The organism is Photobacterium sp. ABD4_091, assembly GCF_056160145.1.
Genome location: NZ_JBSWWQ010000001.1, coordinates 1,357,058 through 1,376,657 on the forward strand (window position 1 = coordinate 1,357,058; position 19,600 = coordinate 1,376,657).

Sequence of the window (19,600 nt, forward strand, 5' to 3'; positions counted from 1 at the left end):
CCCCTGGAAAAACCTAGATCCTGGAAAGGTGCGCGACTGCTCTGGGGCTTAAATATCATGATCTTGCTCTGCCTAGGATCTAGGAACCAGACACTAGGCTCTCTACAACTGACACATTTGCCAATATAATCCCAGTATCTCCTGCAACAGAAAAAGCGCCGTTATGAACATTCCTTGGCAAGACCTTGATCCTGAGACCCTGACTAACCTTATCGAGCATTTCGTTCTGCGCGAAGGAACCGACTACGGCGAGCGCGAGCTGTCACTGGCCGCCAAGGTCGACCGGGTGCGCAAGCAATTGGAAAGCGGAGAGGCCGTGATTGTGTACTCCGAGCTGCACGAGACCATCGACATCAAGTCAAAGCGCCAATTGGGGCATAGTTAGCCCTCCCCCAACTTTCGTCCACCCTGCATTTTTGACATCCCGGCTTGACCTGACCGCCCAGCCCTGTTAATAACTCTTTCCGTTAATGTTAACGACAGGGTTTGTCATGTCTGCAAAACACCCCATTATTGCAGTAACAGGGTCCTCGGGGGCGGGAACGTCTACTACCTCCGAAGCATTCCGTAAGATGTTCAATATGATGAGCATCAATGCTGCCTGGCTTGAAGGCGACAGTTTCCACCGCTTCACCCGTCCGGAGATGGACGTCGAGATCCGCAAGGCCAAAGAGCAAGGCCGCCATATCAGCTATTTCGGCCCGCAGGCCAACGACTTCCCGTTGCTGGAAACCTTCTTCCGTCAATATGGCGAAGACGGTAGCGGCCAGTTCCGCCGCTACCTGCACACGTTTGACGAAGCTGTGCCGTACAACCAAATGCCTGGGACGTTCACCCCTTGGCAGACGCTGCCAGAAAATACCGATCTGCTGTTCTATGAGGGGCTGCACGGTGGCGTGGTCGATGGCGAAGTCAATGCTGCCCAGCATGTTGACCTGCTGATTGGCATGGTGCCGATCGTCAACCTCGAGTGGATCCAGAAGATTGTCCGGGATACCCGTGACCGGGGCCATTCCCGCGAAGCGGTGATGGAGTCCATCGTGCGCTCGATGGATGACTATCTCAATTACATCACCCCGCAGTTCTCCCGCACCCATATCAACTTCCAGCGGGTACCAACCGTCGATACCTCCAACCCGCTCAGCGCGAAGGGGATACCGAGCCTGGACGAGAGCTTTGTAGTGATCCGCTTCCGCGGGATCAAAAAAGTGGACTTCCCCTACCTGCTATCAATGATCCAGGGGTCGTTTATGTCGCGCCACAATACCCTAGTGGTACCCGGCGGCAAGATGAGCTTTGCGATGGAACTAATTATGCGGCCGCTGATCCAGCAGCTGATTGATACGGGGAAGATTGGATAAGAATATTGATGGCTAGAGCATCCTTCACTGAGTGAAGTTGCCTTTGGTCCCATAAAGCCTAATGGTTCTATGGTTCTATGGTTCTATGGTTCTATGGTTCTATGGTTCTATGGTTCTGCAGGATATCTCTTCCCACAGAACCGCAGTACCATAGGGCCTTAGTGCCGCTATGACTCTTCCACTACCTCATACGAATGGGTCATCTCAACCCCTTCGCCCAGCATCAGACATACCGAGCAGTACTTTTCCAGCGAATCGGCGACAGTTTTTGCCACAACAGATTCGTCCAGGTTTTCACCGGTGACCACAAAGTGGAGGTTGGCGGTAGTAAAAATACGCGGTGCCTGCTCGCGGCGAACCGAGTTGATCTGCGCCTCACAGCCGGTAATTTTCTGTCCCGCTGACTTGAGCCCGTCAACCACATCCACCGAGCTACAGCCACCAGCTGCCATCAAAACCAGCTCCATCGGGCTTGGTGCTTTTTCGCCACCATTACCGTCCATGACCACGCTATGGCCGGAATTTGACTGTCCCAGGAAGGTCATATTTTCGACCCATTTGACTCGTGATTGCATTGCTTTCTCCTTACAACTTTTACGGGCTTTCGGCACTATCTAGCAACTGTGTGATCATGTGCACACTTATGACTACAAAATGGCCTTTTCACATAGATCAATATCAAGAAAAGCGCGCCGAAAAAAGATAAAATCTGAACTAATTATTCACGTGAGCTTGCAGCCCAGCGGTTGACTGAATATCCTAAACGACGAACTAATTATGGTTAGGCCCAGCCGCATTTTGAAGGACGTCGTTGTTGGGCAACAAACGCAGAGGAAGTTAGTAATATGGTTCCAGGTAAACCTCAAACAGATCCAACTCTAGAGTGGTTTCTTTCCCATTGCCACATTCACAAATACCCTTCAAAGAGTACTTTGATCCACGCGGGTGAAAAAGCAGAGACGCTCTACTACATCGTCAAAGGTTCTGTTGCGGTCCTGATCAAGGATGAAGAAGGTAAGGAGATGATCCTGTCTTACCTAAACCAAGGTGACTTCATCGGTGAATTAGGCCTATTTGAAGAAGGCCAGGAGCGTACTGCCTGGGTTCGTGCTAAGACCCCTTGTGAAGTCGCTGAGATTTCTTTCAAGAAGTTCCGCCAGCTTATCCAGGTTAACCCAGACATCCTGATGCGCCTATCTGCGCAAATGGCTAGCCGCCTGCAGGTGACAAGCCAGAAAGTGGGTGACTTGGCATTCCTGGACGTAACAGGCCGCATCGCACAGACACTATTGAACCTGGCTAAACAGCCGGATGCAATGACACACCCTGATGGTATGCAGATCAAGATCACTCGCCAGGAAATCGGCCAAATCGTTGGCTGTTCCCGTGAGACTGTAGGTCGTATCTTGAAGATGCTGGAAGAGCAGAACCTGATTTCTGCCCACGGCAAAACCATTGTTGTTTACGGTACTCGCTAAGCCATTAGCTAGCCGTAATACACACCGATCCCCAAAAGCCGCTTCGTGCGGCTTTTTTATTCTCCGCAACACGCCCGTTCCAGTATTCCCGCTTCAACATTCACATTTCATGCTTTAAGGGTATTAATGTCTACGGCATCACTGTTTTTGTGCTTGTATCTACCCCACTTAGTGCTACATTGTGCATATCATCCACAGCACCTGTAATGGAATACCGGTATGGACATCGAACGCTTTTCACCACATAGCACCCATCACTTGCACCGCGGCGTCATTTCGCCCCTTCCCGATACCATTGAAATGACCGGGTTCAGTGACAGCCGCCACTACTTAGAGCAACACGATAAGGTGAAACGCCATCCGCCAGAATCCCACTTGGGCTACCCGCTCGACAGCTTCAAGCATTAATGCAGGTTTTAAATGCTAGGCTCTAAACGCTAGGTGCCAGATTTTAAAAAGGCCTGTGGCAGTCATTGCCAGAGGCCTTGAGAGCTAGAGCTTCGTCCTTGCCAGTATCACCGTCCCCCCTGCTGAGGTAGCTGGACTAGCTAACGTCGGTGCTTTCGAAAATCTTATCTGCCGACGCTTCGACAAAGCCGGTATATAGCTCACCGTCTTCTTTCGGGTAACGCTTGGCAAACTCATAGAAGCCACCGGGGATGGTATAGACCCCATCGGTAAAGCCCACCTCCACCCTGTCAGCCATGGTCGATGACTGCTCGAGCATCACTTCAGGGCTACCTTTGACCTCCCCACCAGAGCTGTTGATGTCAAACCCATTGTGTCGCAGCAGGTGATTGACCTCGGCCACTTCGGTGAACTGCTCAAGCTGGTTGAGGCTGACAGTAAAGTGGTTGGCACCGAAGCCATGGGCGGCAAGCCAGCCTGCGTATTCGCTTTCTGCCACCAACAACTCGTAGGCCGCATAATCCAAATCCCATAGCCGCCCGCCATAGAGGAAGGCCGGATCATGCATCGCCTGCTCGGGAACCTGGTCGACCAGATCCCTCACGGTCTGTTGCAACAGAGAACTGAACTGCCCGACCATCAACTCACTGATAAACACTTTAGGCGCCAGCGGGTTGGGGTGCTCAAAGTGCTCGGCATACAGCTTCTTGGCCTCAAAGTGATAGCGGCCGCAAGGCTTATAGCCAATTGCAATGAACGGGGCTGCCAGACGGTCAAGCCCGACCTTCGGCAGGTTGAATGTCCGCAGCGCAATATGATCATTGAGCAGCGGCTCCTCTTCGGTCAGCAGATCATGAACCTGAGCGGCTGACGGGCACAGGCGCTGGATATAATCCTGCCATAGCCCGGAAAATAGTTGCTCTACCCTTTCCATGTGCTCGCTATCCTCTTTGGCTGGTGATTGATTGACGGCCATCAAAGCGTGATGCCCGGTGATAGCTGGGCGGGAAGCTCAGCCTGCTCACCTTCCATTGATGCCATCGGGTACGCACAATAGTCTGCCGCGTAATACGCGCTCGGCCGCAAGTTGCCTGACGCCCCCGGCCCACCAAATGGCGCATCACCACTGGCTCCGGTTAGCTGGCGGTTGCGGTTCACAATCCCGGCCCGGATATGCTCGATGAAGTACTGCCATTCGCTATCATCGGTCGATACCAAACCGGCAGACAAGCCATACCGGGTATCATTGGCTTTCTCAACCGCCTCATCTAGCTCGTGGTAGCGAGCAACCTGCAGCAGCGGGCCAAAGTATTCCTCATCCGGCAACTCGGCAATCTGGCTGACTTCGATGATCCCCGGGGTGACAATTGCCCCCTGGCCACGGGTGGCCGCTAGCAATGCTTCACCGCCAAGCTCAACCAACTGCGACTGGGCCTGCATGATGTTGTCTGCGGCCTGGACCGAGACTTGCGCCCCCATAAACGGGGCCGGCTCGTCAAACTGACCACCGACACGGATCTGGCTTGTTAGTTCAAGTAAGCGGGCCAGAATGCGGTCCCCTTCCGCACCATGCGGCAGGTATAAACGACGGGCGCAGGTACAACGCTGGCCGGCGCTGATAAAGGCAGACTGAATAATAGTGTAGACAGTGGCATCCAACTCGCCATAGTGACGGGAGATCACCATAGGGTTGTTACCGCCCATCTCGAGTGCCAGCATCTTGCCTGGCTGGCCAGCAAACTGGCGGTGCAGCAAATGGCCGGTATTGGCACTGCCGGTAAACAGCAAGCCGTCGATGCCCTTGGCACCCGCCAAAGCTTCTCCGGTCGCCCTTGCACCCTGGACCAAATTGATCACGCCATCAGGCAAACCTGCCTGCTGCCATAGCTTCATGGTCTCTTCGGCAACCTTAGGGGTCAGGTCTGATGGCTTGAATACCACAGTGTTGCCAGCCAACAACGCCGGGACAATGTGGCCGTTGGGCAAGTGGCCCGGGAAGTTGTAAGGACCAAATACTGCCATGACCCCCAATGGACGGTGGCGAAGCACAGCCTGGGTGCCGGCGATGTCTTTTTGCTTCTCGCCGGTACGCTCCTGGTAGGCACGCAACGATATTGCAATCTTGCCGACCATAGCACCAGCTTCAGTGCGGGTTTCCCACAACGGCTTACCTGTCTCCTCGGCAATCACCACAGCAATGGCTTCGCTGTGCGCTTTGACTAGCTCGGCAAATCGCTCGACAACCGCCTGGCGTTCGGCAAATGGTGTGTTGCGCCAGCTAGCCAATGCCCCCCTTGCCGCTGATACGGCCTGCTCTACCTGTTCAGCAGTGGCTGACAGCCCTTGCCACACCACTTCACTGGTGTAGGGATTGAGCGACTGCATTGCTTGTCCATCGCCGTCCAGCCAGCGTCCTGCTATCCATTGGGTCATGGTGTTCTCCTTTATTGGACGATCAGGCGTACCTGATCCCCTTGTTTAACGTCCAGCGCCTTGGCCGCTTCCGCACTGATCAATGCCGTGCCATTTAACACATCGACCTTATCGACAACCGCACGGAAATGGGTAAACGAGGTATTGCTGACAATACTATCGGCTTGGCCTGTCGGCTGGCCGATTTCCACCCGGCACAGCTGGGAATGGCGGACAGACTCGACATTTCTCACGTCACATTCAACTGTCGGGCCGGCATCGAAAATATCGACATAACCGCGGCAGGTGAACCCTTCTTTCTCCAGTAAGCGCAGTGCCGGGCGGGTTTTCTCATGCACCTGGCCGATCACCGCCTGTGCTTCTGGGCTGAGTAGGTTGACGTAAATAGGCAACTTCGGCATCAGATCGGCAATAAAGCCTTTCTTGCCGATACCGGTAAGGTAATCAGCCAAGGTAAAGTCAATCGAGAAGAAGTGCTCTTTGAGCCACTCCCAAAATGGTGAGTTACCTTCTTCATCTGACACCCCGCGCATCTCGGCAATCACGGTATTGTCAAATCGCTCCGGGTGCTGTGCCATCATCAGGAAACGACATTTGGACAACAGACGGCCATTGAGCCCCTGACGCCATTCAGGGCGCAAGAATAGAGTACAAAGCTCACTCACGCCGGTGTAGTCATTGCCGAAGGTCAGCACTTTCACCACGTTGTGGACATTGAGCCGGCGTGACGAATGCACCACTGTACTCAAGTGGTAGGTGTAAAACGGGTTATCCAACCCAATCGCGGCCTCGATAGCCGTCGTCCCTGCAATTTCCCCGGTCTCGGTATCTTCCGCCACCATCAGGTAACCTTCCGAGCCCGGTTGGGTAACCGCTTTGGCAAAGCTTTCTTCGGAATGCTGAATGCGGTTGGCGAGGATTTCCTCGTTAACCGGTAGCGAAGTGAAACCATGGCCCGACTCTTCGGCACACTGTAGCAGTGCCGGCAAATCCGCGGCAGTAATAGGACGTATAACCAGCATCGAACTCCCTCCTGATGCAAGCTGCAGCTTGGCTGCCAACTATTGATAAGACCGGCACAGGGCCGGAGGCTGCGGCCACGCTCCTGCCGGCCGCATCCAGTTAAACAAATTTATGAATAGATTTTGGCGATAGCGCGCTCGAGTCGAGCCATACCCTCGTCGATATCGGCTTTGTCAATCACTAAGGACGGGGTAAATCGAACCACATTGGTACCGGCAACCAGCACCATCAAGCCTTCTTCACCCGCCGCCAGCAAGATATCCCTCGCCCGGCCCTGCCACTCGTCATTAAGCGCGGCACCAAGCAATAGCCCCTTGCCGCGGATTTCGGCAAATACCGGGTACTTGGCATTGATCGCCTCCAGCGCCTCGCGGAACCATTGCTCGCGCTGCTTGACGCCTGCCAGCACTTCCGGCTTGCTCACTTCACTCACGACCGCTTCAGCCACCGCACATGCCAGTGGGTTACCGCCGTAGGTTGAACCATGGGTACCGATCTTCAAGTGGGTAGCCAGCTCTGTGGTGGTCAGCATGGCACCGATAGGGAAACCGCCACCGAGCGACTTCGCTGTACTGAGGATATCCGGCGTCACGCCCAGCCCCTGGTAGGCATAGAAATCGCCGGTACGACCGTTACCGGTTTGAACTTCATCGAAAATAAGCAAGGCGTTGTGTTTGTCACACAGCTCACGGACACCCTGAACAAACTCAGGGGTTGGCGAGACAATACCGCCTTCGCCCTGAAGCGGTTCCATCATGATTGCACATGTCCGCTCTGACATGTGCTCGGCCAGGCTGGCCAAATCATTGTAGGCAAGATGGGTTACCGCCCCCGGCTTCGGCCCGAAGCCATCGGAATAAGCTTCCTGGCCGCCGACCGTCACGGTGAAGAAAGTCCGGCCGTGGAAGCCTTGCTTGAAAGAGATAATCTCAGACTTCTCCGGGCCAAACTTGTCTGCCGCATAACGGCGGGCCAGTTTTAGTGCGGCCTCGTTGGCCTCGGCACCGGAGTTGGCAAAAAAGACCTTGTCGGCAAAGCTGTGCTCAGTGAGCAGTTTGGCCAGTCGCAATGCCGGTTCGTTGGTCATGACATTGCTAAGGTGCCAGATCTGCTCGGCCTGCGCCTTGAGCGCCTCAACCATGACCGGGTGGCAGTGGCCTAGGCAACTCACTGCGATACCGCCCGCAAAGTCAATATACTCACGGCCATCCTGATCCCACACCCGTGCGCCCTTCCCTTTCACCGGGATAACCTGCATCGGCGCGTAGCACGGCACCATCACTTCATCGAACACCTGACGATCGACTTTATACTCCTTTGCCATTGTCGTTTCCTTCTAATGTTTTTGCCCTAAGCATAGTATTTACATTTTATTAACCATTTCCAATAGCAGAATATTTTTTTATTCCCTATCCATTAACGGTTAATCTCCTACAAAATACATATTTATGCGTGGTTCAGGAAAACTTATTAAGCCCCAATTGCTAAAAGGTGTTTTTCCTGCAAGGAAATAAAGCAACTTTCGGCCACCAGGGTGCATAATCTTTCCGTGCCAAAAAAATCAAAAAAGATGCACAAATGTTAAAAAAGGTGACAAGGATCGCGGGAATGAGGCAGCAAACTCACAGGGGAAGGCGTTTTTTGCCTGGCTCAAGGCGAGTTAGATTGGCGTAAAGTGGGGGTTTGGCAGAACTAGGCAGCATTTCGTGCTGCCCTTATGCCTTCAGGCTCAGCGGCGCAGGAAGTTCGCCAGCAGTTGATGACCTTGTTCGGTCAGGATACTTTCCGGATGGAACTGCACCCCTTCGATAGGCAAAGTCTTATGGCGGATCCCCATTATTTCATCCCGCTCGCCGTCTTTTTCCGTCCATGCCGTGACTTCAAAGCAGTCAGGCAAGGTGTCAGCTTTAACCACTAGCGAATGGTAGCGGGTCACAGTAAGCGGGTTGTTCAAGCCCGAAAAAACGCTGCTATCGGTGTGGGTTACCGGCGATGTCTTGCCATGCATCACCTGGCGGGCACGGACCACATCGCCGCCGTATACCTGGGCGATGGATTGGTGGCCGAGACATACCCCAAGAATAGGCAACTTGCCGGCAAAGTGGCGGATCGCCTCCAGCGAGATCCCCGCTTCGTTCGGGGTGCAGGGTCCCGGTGAGATCACCAGGTGGGACGGTGCCAGGGCCTCAATGCCAGCAATGTCGATGTCGTCATTACGTACCACCTTCACCTCGGCGCCCAGCTCACAGAAATACTGGTAGAGGTTGTAGGTAAACGAGTCGTAGTTGTCGATCATCAATAGCATGGGTACTTCTGCTCCCTGGAAATTACAGCGGCCTATTGTGCAGCAGGACAGCAGAAAGGCAAGCACAGACGAAAAAAAACCGGCCAGAGGCCTAACTCCTATCAATTAAGATGTTTGGAGCGAACCACATAGCGGGTTTTACTGATACGAACGGTCCTTGATTTGGGCCGTTTTTTTCGTTCCGGCAAAATATAACGTTTCACTCTTTCCCGCATTGCCCTTAACTTCTTGGGTATTGAACCGGGCGATGCGATTGCACACCACATTAGTTCATCCTGGATATCCCTCAACGCCATCATGAAACTGATCCGTAAAGGCGACACTTTAGCTTCTTTTGCTATCCTGCTTATTTCCAACCGGACTAGGTTATAAGCAATTAAAATGCCCCAGATCTCCTGCTCAACACCTTCGATTGATTGACTACGGAGTAGGATCTCATCTTCAAGCATGTCATGCTTTATCTCCCCATAACTGTTTTCGATTTCCCATCGTTCGAAGTAAACATCAAGTAAGGATTGCAGGTCATATTTTTTGTCTGTTAGGGACGTCAAAACCCCTTTTATATGATTGGGTTGCTCTTTTTCTGGATAAAGCGCAAGCCTAGCTTGCCACTTTTCAGGCAGATGAGGATCTTTTTTGCGAGCGTGTTGAGAAACATTCATTTCGACTATCAAGTCACGCCCGTCTTCATCTAACTGCTCTATGATTGTGTACTTTGTATTGGATTTTATGGGGGTCATCCAGTGGCTAGAACCATGTTGGTTTTGCCAGTTAATCATTAACTCCGCACCTAAATAACATCGGTCGAAAATAGTAAGAGAGTTGGCCGTTGCAGAGGAAATGAGTTGCTTGGCGTAGCTTTCTTCACCGTTGTAGCTAGGGCCAAAAGCGACATTATGGATTAGGCGACTTCGAAGGGAGCAAAGTGCACATAGCCTTACAACTGGGTATTCAGTATGGCGTGTTTTACTGTGCTTAACGTATTGAAAATGCTCTGCAAGAGCTGGGGTATCGTGGGTTCTAAATTGCGTACCATCAACAGAGAAAAGCTTTAATCCGAACCATGTATCATCACTATCTTCTGTTTGTGCCCAATGTTGTGCAGTTAATGTAAATAAAGCTTCGAGAGGCTTAGCCGTTAACCGTTTTCTTGCTTGGGGGATCGCACTTGGAGCAATGGATTCACCTAGAGAACTGGAAAGCTTCAGATCTAACTTATCAAGTACATCGGTAATCGGTCTATCGCGGTATAAACCAATCCCGACAACGAGCCAGACCACAAGCTCAGCCGGTAACTTCCGTCGCCTCAAGCTTGCTTTATTGGTGTCATCGAGTGCCTGCTGAATCCACTCAAGCGGCAACTCTTTCTGAAACAAAGAGAGTGAGTCAGGTGAAGCAAAATCATCAACATCTATAAGCCAATGTGCCAACATAAAAAATACCCCCAAACTTAATGTCTGGGGGTATTTTCACTCAACCGTAGGATCATTCAACTGATCAATGGCTTAACTGATCGGTGTTAGGCCAGAGGCCGGTTTTCGGTGTTTACAGCAGTGCTCAGCTTATGGGCGAGCAACAAAACCTACCGCTGCGTACGCTTTCTTCAGCGTTTCAGCTGCGCGGGCAGACGCTTTCTCGGCACCGGCTTTCATCACTTCATCAAGGAAGGCACGGTCAGCACGGATACGGTGGTATTCAGACTGGATTGGCTCCAGCATAGCCACAATCGCTTCACCCACGTCTTTCTTGAACGGGCCGTACATCTCAACACCCTGGTATTGCGCCTCGATTTCAGCAAAGGTCTTGCCGGTTGCCGCCGAGTACAGACCCATCAGGTTGGAGATACCGGCTTTGTTCTCGATATCGTGGGCGATACGCGGTGGTGTCTCGGTATCGGTCTGGGCCTTGTTGATCTTCTTGATGATCGACTTCGGCTCTTCCAGCAAGGTGATCACGTTCTTACGGTTATCATCCGACTTCGACATTTTCTTGGTCGCGTCCTGCAGGCTCATCACTCGTGCGTTGACGGTCGGGATGTATGGCTCCGGCACCTGGAAGATCGCTTCACCATCACCGTAGATGTTGTTGAAACGGGTCGCGATATCACGCGCCAGCTCCAAGTGCTGTTTCTGATCGCTACCTACTGGCACCTGGTGGGCACCGTACAGTAGGATATCAGCCGCCATCAGTACCGGGTAGCCAAACAGGCCAACGTTGACATCATTGGCGTGGCGCTGTGACTTGTCCTTAAACTGGGTCATACGGCTCAGCTCACCCATCTGGGTGTAGCAGTTCAACAACCAGCCTAGCTGGGCATGCTCAGGTACATGCGACTGTACGAACAAGGTGCTCTTCTTCGGATCAACGCCGACAGCCAAGCAAATTGCCAATGCATCCAACGTTGCTTCATGTAGCGCTTTTGGATCCTGACGCACAGTAATGGCGTGCAGGTCTACGACACAGTACTGACAATCATAATCATCCTGCATCTGTTCCCACTGACGCAGCGCACCCAGATAATTACCGATACTTAATTCACCTGAAGGCTGTACGCCACTCAATACAATGGGTTTGGTCATGATGAGATTTTCCTATGTCACAAAAAAGCTGCGGCAATCTGCCGCAGACACTATATCAATCCATGCCCGGCAAAAGGCCGAACGTACTAGCTACCTAGTTTAACTACTTCTGCCAGATGACTGAAGTGATCCAGTACAATATCTGGGTTACTTTCGCTGATCGGCTGGCCATAGTTGTAGCCGTAAGTTAGCCCCACAACATAACATGACGCCGCTTGCGCCGCCAAGATATCGTTACGGGAGTCACCGACCATCAGCATTTTCTCGGCCGTAAGCTGGTGTTTATCCAGCAACCAATTCAAGGCATATGGATCCGGTTTTTTCAGTGGGAAGGTATCACCACCGATGACATCGACAAAAAAATCAGCGATGCCGTGCTCTTCAAGCAAATGCGGCACGAACTGGGCTGGTTTGTTGGTCACGATAGCCATCGGGATCCCGGCTTCATGGAATCCCGCCAGTGTTTCCTTTACCCCGGGATACAGTGCGCTCTTTTCATGGCCGCCTTCTTCGTAGAAGCGGTCAAACAGCGCCCTTGCTTCACGGTGCAAAGCTGGGTCGAGATCCGGGTCAACATCAACGCTCTGGCTCAGGGCGCGACCAATCAAGATATCCGCCCCGTTGCCAATCCAAGTCGTAACCTGCTCAACCGTCACACCCGCGCGGCCAAGGGCACGCATGGTCTTATCAGCTGCATCGGCCAAGTCCGGCACGCTGTCGAGTAGCGTACCGTCGAGGTCAAAAGCAATAAAATCAATATCGCTCAACTGGTCCATTAGCGCTCAACCTTGGCCAGCTCAGCACGCATTTCATCAATCACGGCTTTGTAATCAGGCTGGCTGAAAATCGCCGAGCCCGCTACAAACATATCGGCTCCGGCTTCAGCGATCTCGCGGATATTGTCGACCTTCACACCACCATCGATTTCAAGACGGATCTGGCGGCCAGAAGCGTCGATGCGCTTGCGTACTTCACGTAGCTTGTCCAATGTCGCAGGGATGAACGACTGACCGCCGAAGCCAGGGTTCACCGACATCAGCAGGATCATGTCGACCTTGTCCATGATGTAGTCAAGGTAGTGCAATGGAGTCGCCGGGTTAAATACCACACCAGCTTGGCAACCGTGTTCTTTGATCAGCTGCAGTGAGCGATCCAGGTGTTCAGTTGCTTCAGCATGGATGGTGATCATGGTTGCGCCAGCTTTGGCAAAGTCAGGGATAATGCGATCCACCGGCTTCACCATTAGGTGTACGTCGATCGGCGCAGTAATACCGTAGTCACGTAGGGCCTTACACACCGGGGCACCGAAAGTCAGGTTCGGTACGTAGTGGTTGTCCATCACGTCAAAGTGCACAACATCGGCACCTGCTGCCAATACTTTCTCTACATCCTCGCCAAGACGAGCAAAATCTGCAGACAGGATAGATGGAGCGATCAAAAAGTCCTTCATGTTCAGCCTCTATACGGTACAAACGAAAACGTTATCGGAAGTCGGCGCAATTCTACCCGATCATCAGGATGATGTCTTACCGGATTTCAACATGGTGTGCCACAGGGCGGCTACACTTACCCTCAGGCAGCCATATGCGGCGAGCCATAAATATGGCCAACCACGTTGATGGTTTTATAAGGTATATACGGAGATAAACCATGGCTGAGCGCAAACCGCCCCGCCCCAACTTAGTAAAAAGCATTGCCGGGGCACTATTTGGGGTGCAGTCGGAGAAAAACAGGGAGATAGATTTCAGCCAGCAGCGCCCGCTGCCATTCATAGTGGCTGGTATCGCTGCTATCGCGCTGTTTGTCGGGGTATTGGTCGCTATTAGCCAGCTAGTAACGAGTGGCTAGCAGGCCAGCAGGCTGTACTTAGTCTTGTGACGGCTTGAACAAGGCTAGTAGCTCATCAACCTTGTTGCGACCACCGCCATTGCGGCTGATAGTCCGCTTGACCTTGACCACAGATAGCTCTGCACCGTGGTACAGGCGGCGGGTCAAGGTTGTATCGTGGTTGGAAATCAGCACCGGGATATCACGCTCGGTCGCCGCTCTCTCGGCTGCATCGGCCAACGCAGCCTGATCATCCAAGCTAAAGCCATTGCCTGCATAAGAGGTGAAGTTCGCCGTGGTTGATAACGGCGCATACGGCGGATCGCAATAGATGACACTGCCCTTGCGAGCGCGAGAGAATGTCTGGTGGTAGCCTTCGCAGACAAAAGTCGCACGCTTGGCTTTTTCGGCAAAGAAATACAGCTCATCTTCCGGGAAGTAAGGCTTTTTGTACGAGCCGAACGGGACGTTAAACCCCCCTTTCTTGTTATAACGACACAGGCCATTGAAACCATGGCGGTTCATATACAAGAAATACAGGGAGCGCAGGTACGGATCCTGAGTATTATTGAACGCCTCACGGATCTCAAGGTACGCGCCCTTCTGGTTATATTCAGGAGTAAACATTGCCTTGGAGTCTCGAACGTACTGCTCGGGGTTGTCCTTGAGGATATTGTAGAGGTTGATCAGATCTGGATTGATGTCAGCCAACAGGTACTGCTCGAAGTTGGTATTGAGAAATACCGAACCCGCACCGACAAAAGGTTCAACCAGCTTTCGTGCTGGCGGCAAGTGGCGCTCGATCTCCTCGACCAGAGAATATTTACCTCCAGCCCATTTCAGGAATGCACGATGCTTTTTCATTCAGCTGACCACCAATACCGACTTTGTAACGAAAGGTGGCGGATTGTACACCATTTCAATCTGTGTCTGTACCGCTTGAGGGAAATATCTGGCAAAGAAACGGGTTATTTGGCCCGATCCATTTCGGTATGGATCTGGCGGTAAGATTTTACCCACGGGTCAACCGACTGCAGCTGCGAGGGCAAGCGAGTTTCGGCGATACGCGCCGACTGCACATCCGGGTAATCACCGGTGACGATAATATACCAGGCAACACCGTTTCGGCGGGTTTCATACACTTCAGCCAAGGATTCGATTTGATAGTCGAGAATAAACTGCTTGGCTGTCGGCAATGAGCGCATCGCTGCCAACTGCAGGGCATAGTGTTCCGGCGCAACACCGCGCAGCTTGCTGCCTAGCTCCTCGGCGGTTGACCCAGCACCGGCAGTTTCAGTCGCCTGAGCCGCAACTTCAGTTTCAGTAACAGAGACCGACGTAGAGCTTGAGGCAGAAGCAGATGCTACTTCACCTTCCGTACCTGATACCGCGGCAGAATCCGGCAGCACATTAGCTGCCTCGGCAGCTTGGCTCCCATTCTCCAGCCCAGTCTCTGGCAGCACTACTGGTTGCCCTTCCGGCAAATCCGGCTGTAGGCTCTCCTGACGCTCAGCGACAGCTTGCTCGCCAGTCCCGCCCAGTTGCTGCTCATCTAGCATGGCATCGACCACATCGGAAGGTACCACCACCCTGGGGGTGGTATTGCTGTCACGCCGCCCGACAGTCAAGCCTTCGACCGACACATCCGGTGGCAAGGCATCACCATCATCCTCGAAGACCACTGGCGCACCCGGTTTATTGTTTTCTGGCGAAATTCCACCAGGCGCAGTGCTGCTTGTCGCATTGCTACTAGCCGCATCCACCTCGGCAGGTTCATCCGGCAGGTTATCCAATTGCGCCTGCGGGATCCCGCCTGCCGCAGTATCCTCTGCCGTCGGCACAAACCACCAGCCTATCGCAGCCATTGCCACCACAACCAACCCGACCAGTAGTACCAACGGTGGCACGCGGCGCAATTTACTTTCGGCCATATCCTTATCCTCAGTTAAATCAAGCTTTAGCAACTCCCCCGGAACAGGAGGGCAGCCTGATGCATGCTCTCGGATCCGACGCCTTCCCTGCGCATCAAGCTGTTCGCCATCGAACATCATTTCGACCATCAATTGGGCTTCTTGTTCCGACAGCAAGCCGATTTCCACCTCCAGCGGTGCATTCCCCTGCCCCTGGACCAACTGGCCAAGATATTTATCCAGCCGGCCACTGTGACTGAACAACAGGACATTAACCTGCCAGCCTGGATACAGGCGAGCCTGCTGCACCACGCCCCACAGCTCTGCCACCAGCTCCTGGCTTAGCAAATGCGCATCATCCACCACGATCAAGGCGTTGACGGGCTGCTGCTCGAATAAGCGTTCGAGACTTTGCCCAAGCGGATCCTGTTCATTGAAAACGGCTTTGGGAGCAAGTTGCTGCAGGATGATTGAACGGTGCTGGCCGTCTTGCTGGTTCGGGTGGCACAGCAATAAGGACTGGTGGGAGTCGCCGGCCCAGTGTTCGAGATAACGTTGGGAGAGCCAGGTCTTGCCTGTCCCCTCGGCGCCCGTTACCTGTATAAGGTTAGAGCTAAAGCGGGTCAGGAATTGTAATCGGGAAAGAAGCTGGATTTGGGAGTCCAAATCCAGCGGGTTCAGATGCAGGCCGCGGCTCATAGGCAACCTACAGGATCAGGCTTGTACCGCTTGGCGCAGCACGTCTTCCGGTACCCCAGCAACGACTTCTGCACTGCCAATACCGGTCGGCAGGATCAAGCGAAGCTGACCTGAAAGCACCTTCTTGTCACGCATCATATGCTTCATATAAGCGTCAAAATCCATGCCTTCCGGACCTTGGACCGGCAGGTTGGCTTTTTCCAACAAGCGAATGATACGTTCAACCTCTTCAGAGCCGATAAGCCCCTGTAGTTGTGCCGTACGGGCAGCCTGGACGGTACCAGCGGCAACCGCTTCGCCGTGCAGCCAATTGCCGTAACCCATTTCAGCTTCGATAGCATGGCCAAAGGTATGGCCAAGGTTAAGCAACGCCCTTACCCCAGATTCTTTTTCGTCAGCGGCAACCACATCGGCCTTGATCTGGCAGCAGCGGCCAATGGCATAGCTCAAGGCATCATTATCGAGGGCTTGAAGCTTATCGATATTTTGCTCGAGCCAAACAAAGAAATCGCCATCGGCAATAATGCCGTATTTGATCACTTCCGCCATACCGGCTGCAAACTCACGGGCTGGCAAAGTCCGCAGGCAGTGGTTGTCGATAACTACCGCTTTCGGCTGGTAGAAGGCCCCTACCATATTCTTGCCCAGCGGGTGGTTGACCGCTGTTTTGCCACCGACCGAGGAGTCGACCTGTGCCAACAGTGTGGTTGGGACTTGTACGAAGTCCACCCCGCGCTGGAAGCTGGCAGCGGCAAAACCAACCACATCACCAATCACACCGCCGCCAAGGGCAACCAAAACCACATCGCGGCCATAGTTGCCTTCCAGCAGGAAGGTCATGATTTGATTGAAGGTATCAAGGGTTTTGTATTGCTCGCCGTCAGGCAATGACAGCAAGGAAACTTCGCATTGCAGCGAACGGATAGTCCCGATGATCTGCTCGGCATACAGCGGGGCTACCGTTTCATTACTGACCACAACAACGCGTCGGCCTGCCTGGATGGCAGAGGAAAATAGCGCCGGGTTATCGAATAACTCGGCGCCGATTGAGATTGGGTAACTTCTGTCACCAAGATTGACGTTGATCCGTTCCATGGCCAGCTCTCTTTTTTGATTAGCGCTCTTCTAGCATTTTGATGATTTGGTTAGCAACGACCTTGGCACTCTGATCATCAGTACGAACCACATAGTCTGAAACTTCTTCATACAATGGATTGCGCTCGCCTGCAAGTGATTCCAGCACTTCGCGAGGCGTATCAGTTTGCAGTAGTGGACGCTTTTTATCGCGCTGAGTACGTGCCAGCTGCTTCTCGATAGTTGTCTCAAGGTAGACCACGATACCACGGGCAGACAGACGGTTACGGCTTTCTTTGCTCTTCACTGAGCCGCCACCCGTAGCCAGTACAATCCCCTGCTTCTGGGTCAGATCGTCAATCACGTTCTCTTCACGAACGCGGAAACCCTCTTCACCTTCCACATCGAATACCCAACTAATATCGGCACCGGTACGCTCTTCAATCACAGTATCTGAATCAAAGAACTCCATATGCAGCTGCTGTGCAAGGTGTCTACCGATAGTACTTTTGCCGGCACCCATCGGGCCGACCAGGAAAATATTTCGTTTTTCAGCCATTTTTAGCAATATTTACGCGCGGTTAATAAAACGACACCGCCCGCAGGCTTCTATAAATCAAGCCCGAGGCGCCAACTTCCTCACATTTAATTCGTGATAAGATCGAAAATTATCTCAGGACTGGGCCGCTGTTGGCAATAGCTAGGTAGGGATTTATTCAGTTCTGGCGCAATGCTGGGACGATTATTGCCCCAGCACAAAGCCAAATCGATTACTGCTGAACAATTTTGGGCGTGACAAAAATCAACAGTTCTTTCTTTTCCAACTCTTCAAGCTTATGGCGGAACAAGGCCCCTAGCACCGGGAGATCGCCCAATAGCGGTACCTTGCGTACTGCATTATTGATTGCATGCTGGTAAATCCCGCCAAGCACAACAGTCTCGCCGTTCGCCACCAGCACCTGGGTGCCAATCCGTTGGGTATCGATAGCCACGGCTTCACCCGTCCCCGTTTGCACCACTTCCCCTTTCTTGTCCTGCGTGACCACTAAATCCAGGACCAAATTGCCGTCCGAGGTGATCTGCGGGGTCACCATCAGGCTCAGGACCGCTTTTTTGAAGCTCACTGATACCGCACCGCTGGAAGCCGCCTCGAGATAAGGGATTTCAGTACCCTGCTCAATGTAGGCGGTCTTTTTGTTGGTGGTCATCAGCCTCGGGCTGGAGATTATTTCCGCCTTCTGCTCCGATTGCAGTGCCGACAGCTCCAAATCCAGCAGAATATCGCCCACTTTTGCCACCTGGAAAGCAATACTCGATGCCCCAGGCTTGGTGGCAGCCAAATTCACATTAAGAAAATCGCTAACCGTCGCTTCCTCGCTCAGCAGCCCGACCGAATTGAGATTGCTTTCAATGGATCCCCCCACCGTCGAACTGCCGTTGGTATTGAGGATCCCCCAGCGCACGCCCAGCTCATCAATGTCCCCTTCGCTGACCATCACAATCCTGGCTTCGATCTCAACTTGCTGGACGGCAATATCGAGCGCCGCAATAATGTCGCGGATATTGGCCAGGCTGTCAGCAATATCATTGATAACCAGCGAGTTTGTCCGCTCATCAATGTGCAGTGAGCCGCGGGCGGATAGCATGCTAATGCCGTCGTTGGTTCCCTGCAGCAGCTCTCCGAGCTCAAGGGCGTTGGCATAGTTTATTTTGAAAATTTCTGAGCGCAGGGAAGCGATCTCCTCCGCCTTGCGTTTGGATTCCATCACCTGCTGCTCGCTGCGTGCTAGCTCTTCCTTCGGAGCAACCAGCAAAACGGAGCCCTGCTCACGCTTGTCCAGCCCCTTTGCCCGGAGAATAATATCCAACACCTGCTCCCAAGGCACATCCTCCAGCCTCAGGGTCAAGTTGCCCTGAACCGAGTCTGATACCACCAAGTTGAAGTCATTGTACTCAGCCACCAGCTGCAATACATTCCTGATCGGGACGTCTTGGAAGTTAAGGGAAATCGGCTTGCTGTCATAGCTGATCTCGGGATTTGCCCCAGAGTCGCTCGTAAGCCGCCGGACCGGCTGCACCGATACCGACAATACCGCTCCCTTGGCGCTGTAGTCATAGCTGTAGCCCCCTTCGACCGACAGTACCAATCGAGCGCCGCTATCGCTCCGGTAGGTCTCAACCGACAGCACCGGGGTCGCAAAGTCCTTGACGTCTAGCACATAGACCATCTCCGATGGCAGCTCTACGTTGGGGATTTCAAGTATCAGCTGGTTTTCCAGCCTTCTGGCACCGACTTCTATCTCCCCGTAGGCCAGTTCAACCTCCAGTACCCCAGCCCCCTGCTCACCGCGGGAGAAGTCAATGTTAGTTACCAGGGGCTGTGAGGCGGCGGCCGCCACATAACTACATAGCAATCCAGCCCACACGATGCCGGCTCTCGCCAGTGATTGCCAGCCTATCAATCGCAGAACTTGCAACAGATTCCTTGTCATTACTTCCATCT

The 19,600-nt window shown here is 53.0% G+C and carries 20 protein-coding genes; 5 read left to right on the forward strand and 15 right to left on the reverse strand.

Annotation, left to right across the window (positions count from 1 at the left end):
* Positions 1 to 163 precede the first annotated feature (163 nt).
* Both ACXAGQ_RS06305 and ACXAGQ_RS06310 read left to right on the forward strand, forming a co-directional pair.
* Complete coding sequence (locus tag ACXAGQ_RS06305; RefSeq protein WP_475252610.1) at positions 164 to 385, forward strand: YheU family protein; 222 nt, start codon at positions 164 to 166, stop codon at positions 383 to 385.
* A gap of 106 nt (positions 386 to 491) precedes the next feature.
* Positions 492 to 1,361: a phosphoribulokinase gene (locus tag ACXAGQ_RS06310; protein WP_475252612.1), complete on the forward strand. Its 870-nt coding sequence runs from the start codon at positions 492 to 494 to the stop codon at positions 1,359 to 1,361.
* 167 nt (positions 1,362 to 1,528) lie between these two features.
* Here the strand turns inward: ACXAGQ_RS06310 and ACXAGQ_RS06315 are convergent, their stop codons facing one another.
* The gene (locus ACXAGQ_RS06315; protein WP_475252614.1) at positions 1,529 to 1,936 is read right to left on the reverse strand and encodes an OsmC family protein; all 408 of its coding nucleotides are present in this window, start codon (positions 1,934 to 1,936) and stop codon (positions 1,529 to 1,531) included.
* Between the two features lie 270 nt (positions 1,937 to 2,206).
* Between ACXAGQ_RS06315 and crp the strand changes: the two genes are divergently transcribed.
* Together crp and ACXAGQ_RS06325 are read left to right on the forward strand one after the other, a co-directional pair.
* On the forward strand, positions 2,207 to 2,839 hold the full coding sequence (gene crp, locus ACXAGQ_RS06320) for a cAMP-activated global transcriptional regulator CRP (RefSeq protein ID WP_036801200.1): 633 nt from the start codon (positions 2,207 to 2,209) through the stop codon (positions 2,837 to 2,839).
* Between the two features lie 219 nt (positions 2,840 to 3,058).
* The gene (locus ACXAGQ_RS06325) at positions 3,059 to 3,247 is read left to right on the forward strand and encodes a hypothetical protein (protein WP_475252616.1); all 189 of its coding nucleotides are present in this window, start codon (positions 3,059 to 3,061) and stop codon (positions 3,245 to 3,247) included.
* A 136-nt stretch (positions 3,248 to 3,383) separates the two neighbouring features.
* On the opposite strand, the gene ACXAGQ_RS06330 is transcribed toward ACXAGQ_RS06325, so the two are convergent.
* The 9 genes from ACXAGQ_RS06330 to rpe form a co-directional block, all read right to left on the reverse strand.
* The gene (locus ACXAGQ_RS06330; protein ID WP_475254678.1) at positions 3,384 to 4,181 is read right to left on the reverse strand and encodes a 2-oxoadipate dioxygenase/decarboxylase family protein; all 798 of its coding nucleotides are present in this window, start codon (positions 4,179 to 4,181) and stop codon (positions 3,384 to 3,386) included.
* 41 nt (positions 4,182 to 4,222) lie between these two features.
* On the reverse strand, positions 4,223 to 5,680 hold the full coding sequence (gene astD, locus ACXAGQ_RS06335; RefSeq protein ID WP_475252618.1) for a succinylglutamate-semialdehyde dehydrogenase: 1,458 nt from the start codon (positions 5,678 to 5,680) through the stop codon (positions 4,223 to 4,225).
* Between the two features lie 11 nt (positions 5,681 to 5,691).
* Complete coding sequence (gene astA, locus ACXAGQ_RS06340) at positions 5,692 to 6,702, reverse strand: arginine N-succinyltransferase (RefSeq protein WP_475252620.1); 1,011 nt, start codon at positions 6,700 to 6,702, stop codon at positions 5,692 to 5,694.
* Between the two features lie 110 nt (positions 6,703 to 6,812).
* A complete protein-coding gene (locus ACXAGQ_RS06345; protein ID WP_475252622.1) occupies positions 6,813 to 8,027 on the reverse strand; it encodes an aspartate aminotransferase family protein in 1,215 nt (404 codons plus the stop codon).
* 405 nt (positions 8,028 to 8,432) lie between these two features.
* On the reverse strand, positions 8,433 to 9,008 hold the full coding sequence (locus tag ACXAGQ_RS06350; RefSeq protein ID WP_475252624.1) for an aminodeoxychorismate/anthranilate synthase component II: 576 nt from the start codon (positions 9,006 to 9,008) through the stop codon (positions 8,433 to 8,435).
* A gap of 101 nt (positions 9,009 to 9,109) precedes the next feature.
* Positions 9,110 to 10,441, reverse strand: coding sequence for an IS4 family transposase (locus tag ACXAGQ_RS06355; RefSeq protein WP_475251668.1), 1,332 nt, complete (start codon positions 10,439 to 10,441; stop codon positions 9,110 to 9,112).
* A 129-nt stretch (positions 10,442 to 10,570) separates the two neighbouring features.
* Positions 10,571 to 11,587, reverse strand: a complete 1,017-nt coding sequence (trpS, locus tag ACXAGQ_RS06360; protein WP_187461868.1) for a tryptophan--tRNA ligase — start codon at positions 11,585 to 11,587, stop codon at positions 10,571 to 10,573.
* Positions 11,588 to 11,673: 86 nt separating this feature from the next.
* Positions 11,674 to 12,363 carry a phosphoglycolate phosphatase gene (locus ACXAGQ_RS06365; protein ID WP_475252626.1) on the reverse strand — a complete coding sequence of 230 codons (690 nt, stop codon included), beginning with the start codon at positions 12,361 to 12,363 and terminating at the stop codon, positions 11,674 to 11,676.
* Positions 12,363 to 13,037, reverse strand: coding sequence for a ribulose-phosphate 3-epimerase (gene rpe / locus ACXAGQ_RS06370; RefSeq protein ID WP_039469006.1), 675 nt, complete (start codon positions 13,035 to 13,037; stop codon positions 12,363 to 12,365). The genes ACXAGQ_RS06365 and rpe overlap by 1 nt, the downstream gene beginning before the upstream one ends.
* Positions 13,038 to 13,237: 200 nt before the next feature.
* Between rpe and ACXAGQ_RS06375 the strand changes: the two genes are divergently transcribed.
* Positions 13,238 to 13,435, forward strand: coding sequence for a DUF2970 domain-containing protein (locus tag ACXAGQ_RS06375; RefSeq protein ID WP_475252628.1), 198 nt, complete (start codon positions 13,238 to 13,240; stop codon positions 13,433 to 13,435).
* A gap of 18 nt (positions 13,436 to 13,453) precedes the next feature.
* Here the strand turns inward: ACXAGQ_RS06375 and dam are convergent, their stop codons facing one another.
* The 5 genes from dam to ACXAGQ_RS06400 form a co-directional block, all read right to left on the reverse strand.
* On the reverse strand, positions 13,454 to 14,278 hold the full coding sequence (dam, locus tag ACXAGQ_RS06380) for an adenine-specific DNA-methyltransferase (protein WP_475252630.1): 825 nt from the start codon (positions 14,276 to 14,278) through the stop codon (positions 13,454 to 13,456).
* A gap of 104 nt (positions 14,279 to 14,382) precedes the next feature.
* Entirely contained in the window at positions 14,383 to 16,023 is a 1,641-nt protein-coding gene (locus ACXAGQ_RS06385; protein WP_475252632.1) for an AAA family ATPase, read from the reverse strand.
* A gap of 15 nt (positions 16,024 to 16,038) precedes the next feature.
* The gene (aroB, locus tag ACXAGQ_RS06390) at positions 16,039 to 17,118 is read right to left on the reverse strand and encodes a 3-dehydroquinate synthase (protein WP_475252634.1); all 1,080 of its coding nucleotides are present in this window, start codon (positions 17,116 to 17,118) and stop codon (positions 16,039 to 16,041) included.
* Between the two features lie 19 nt (positions 17,119 to 17,137).
* A complete protein-coding gene (gene aroK / locus ACXAGQ_RS06395; RefSeq protein ID WP_475252636.1) occupies positions 17,138 to 17,656 on the reverse strand; it encodes a shikimate kinase AroK in 519 nt (172 codons plus the stop codon).
* Positions 17,657 to 17,867: 211 nt separating this feature from the next.
* Positions 17,868 to 19,589, reverse strand: a complete 1,722-nt coding sequence (locus ACXAGQ_RS06400) for a type IV pilus secretin PilQ (RefSeq protein ID WP_475252638.1) — start codon at positions 19,587 to 19,589, stop codon at positions 17,868 to 17,870.
* Between the last annotated feature and the right edge of the window lie 11 nt (positions 19,590 to 19,600).